Origin of the sequence: Bacillus sp. AR2-1 (assembly GCF_008368755.1) — a bacterium.
In the GTDB taxonomy this organism is placed as follows: domain Bacteria; phylum Bacillota; class Bacilli; order Bacillales; family Bacillaceae_G; genus Bacillus_A; species Bacillus_A wiedmannii.
Genome location: NZ_QORY01000056.1, coordinates 1 through 2522, shown reverse-complemented (window position 1 = coordinate 2522; position 2522 = coordinate 1). Strand labels below are relative to the sequence as shown.

The following is a 2522-nucleotide window of genomic DNA, read 5'->3' as shown; positions in this document are numbered from 1 at the left end:
AAACTCTTTCTTCATGGCAGGGAGTTTGGCAGAGCATGTACCATATGTTAAACCTTTTCCAGTTTCTTTATATGCGTGATCCCATAAGGATAGGAAATGATTGAATACAAGGCGAGAACAACCAATCGTTTTGTTGATTAGAATTGCTTGTGCTTGATTTGGATAGATACGAAACTTATAGGCCTTATTGATCATCATTTCATTCACCTCCCTTTCGGTATATAACTATTATACACCAAACATACATTCGATAGATAGTAAAGTAACACTTTCTGTATGTCGAACAAGGGATGGCTTCCTGCCATCCCTTGTTCGAAGCCAATTCATCTCCCACCTACTCACTTCGCGTTCCTTGAGGAAGGAGTCTTCTTGGCTAAAATGATAAAAATTAAACCCTTTACTCTAAAGTATTTAAATTTCCCGAACCAAAACTAATAAAGTATTAAATCATATTTGATTAAGTAGAAGTTTCGTTTGATACATCTGTATACTCTCATTATGATAATTACTTAGCGGAAGTATAAACCTACATTTTATGAAAAGTTACGCTTCCTATGATACTTATTAAAAACCTACGCTCCCTCTCATAAGAAGTATTTAATAGAAAACTGTTGAAAAATCAAAAAATACATAAACGAAGCTTGTACTACCTTACCTATACTTTTCAAATTTAAAAGCATGGACAACTAAAGGATTCTGAATATTCTGTATATTAATGAAAAAAATCGTGGTTAAATTTAATTTATCAAATTCCTGTTATTATCAGAATAAGCCTTTACAGAGAAATGGGGGATATTATGACTGTTCAAGAAAAAAGTAATAAACAACTAATGGAATTATTACATGAATGGTATGAAGAAATTCGTTTATATCATGTAGTAGAAGCAAAACAAACATATCTAAAAGTAAAAGAAAGTTTAAAAGGAATAGAAATAGACCAATATGTATCATTCTATTATTCCCTACTGAATTTTAGACATAAAGTCTTGGTAGATGGAATGAGTATTACAAAAGATTCTTTCAATCAAGTAGAAAAACCACCTCATATTAAAGATGAATTTTCATTTTTAGCTTACTATTATTATTTCTTTAAGGCAATCCACTCTACAATTATAGCAAATTATACTGAGGCGAAAACACACTATGAAAAGGCGGAAAGGCTTTTAAACGATATACCTGACGAAATAGAAAAAGCTGAGTTTGAGTATAGATTTTCAACATACTGTTATCAATCTTATCAACCATTTGAAGCGATTCAACATGCAGTAAAAGCCAAAGAAATATATTTGAATCATGTAGGCTATAAAATTAATATTGCTTTATGCGACAATGTATATGGATTGGCTTGTATAGATCTAAGAGAATTTGAGAGAGCGGAAGAATGTCTCAATATGGTTATTGATGTTTTTAAGAAGTATGATGAAGAACAATTATTATTACGAGTACGATCCAATTTAGGCTGGTTATATAATATTCAAGATTTATATCCATTGGCGATTAGACAGAGTTCTGAAATTATAAATACCATTCCGAACCATTTTAAAGCATTATTTGTCTTAGCAAGAGCATATTATAAGTTAGAAGGCGTTGAAACAGCAAGATCATATATCGAGCAAGGAATGAAATATACAAATGAATCAGGAAATGAGGAATATAAACACCGTTTCGCAGTTTTAAATGAACTAATCACAGAAATGCCTAGAATTAAACTAGAAAAAGTAGTTACTGATGCCATTTCTTATTTTGAAAAAGAGGAAATGTGGGATTGTGTAAAAGAATATGCAGAGATTTTAGCACTGCAATTTTACGAGGCAAATAATCATGTTAAAGCGAGTAAGTATTTCTATATTAGCAATCATGCTGATAAGAAACATTTAAGAAAAGGAGCGTTAAAGTAATGAAAAAAATAAAAAAATTGTTATTCAGTACGATAATAGTAAGTACATTAGCATGTAGCATGATTAGTTTAAATGTATCACAACACTCTTCATTTAATGGTGGAGATACGCCAGCACCAACAAAACTGAGTGTCTCTGGTGGAGCATCTATTAATTAACGTAATCTAGTTTTCTTGCTTAAAAAACAGAAAATTCATACTATAAATACAAAAAAGTTGAATACAGTGGATAAAATATTGCACCCCCGGTCCGAAACAGATTTGTTTCGGACTATTCACGTTACTATAATTATGCGTAGGGTGATAGACTAAAAGTAGACAAGATTTTCTTTACATAAAAAAGAGCATCCTATCGCCATGTATAGGAACGCTCTTTTTTGCGTATATATTTAAACTTCTAGTTATAATTTTTTTGCACTAGAGTCATGTTTCTTATACTTTTTTTACAATTCTACTAAGTTTTTTGTAAAATTCACCTTTCGTTTTTATATGCTTAAACTGATTTGGATTAATATTTGCTTTTTGTGAGAGTGCTACAATCTCTTCTTTTGTAATTGCATCTTTAATATTTATAGAGGCTATATTTGTATATTTTCCATCTTCAGTTTTTGGAATTTCTAAAATC

Annotated in this window: 3 protein-coding genes and 1 pseudogene; 2 read left to right on the top strand and 2 right to left on the bottom strand. The window is 30.6% G+C overall.

Going from position 1 to position 2522, the window contains the following annotated elements:
- Positions 1-198 (bottom strand): helix-turn-helix domain-containing protein (locus DT250_RS31295; RefSeq protein ID WP_149214386.1); only part of this gene is annotated, 198 nt, incomplete at its 3' end.
- Positions 199-797: 599 nt separating this feature from the next.
- Between DT250_RS31295 and DT250_RS31290 the strand changes: the two genes are divergently transcribed.
- Both DT250_RS31290 and DT250_RS31285 read left to right on the top strand, forming a co-directional pair.
- Positions 798-1898: a response regulator aspartate phosphatase gene (locus DT250_RS31290; RefSeq protein ID WP_149214385.1), complete on the top strand. Its 1101-nt coding sequence runs from the start codon at positions 798-800 to the stop codon at positions 1896-1898.
- The gene (locus DT250_RS31285) at positions 1898-2056 is read left to right on the top strand and encodes a Phr family secreted Rap phosphatase inhibitor (protein WP_016089993.1); all 159 of its coding nucleotides are present in this window, start codon (positions 1898-1900) and stop codon (positions 2054-2056) included. The genes DT250_RS31290 and DT250_RS31285 overlap by 1 nt, the downstream gene beginning before the upstream one ends.
- A 273-nt stretch (positions 2057-2329) precedes the next feature.
- Here DT250_RS31285 and DT250_RS31280 read toward each other — a convergent pair.
- A pseudogene (locus DT250_RS31280) lies at positions 2330-2522 on the bottom strand (hypothetical protein); the annotation flags it as partial.

Excerpts from the sequence above, each read along its gene's own strand:
- DT250_RS31285 (WP_016089993.1), top strand. The coding sequence starts at position 1,898 with ATGAAAAAAATAAAAAAATTGTTATTCAGTACGATAATAGTAAGTACA.
- DT250_RS31290 (WP_149214385.1), top strand. The coding sequence starts at position 798 with ATGACTGTTCAAGAAAAAAGTAATAAACAACTAATGGAATTATTACAT.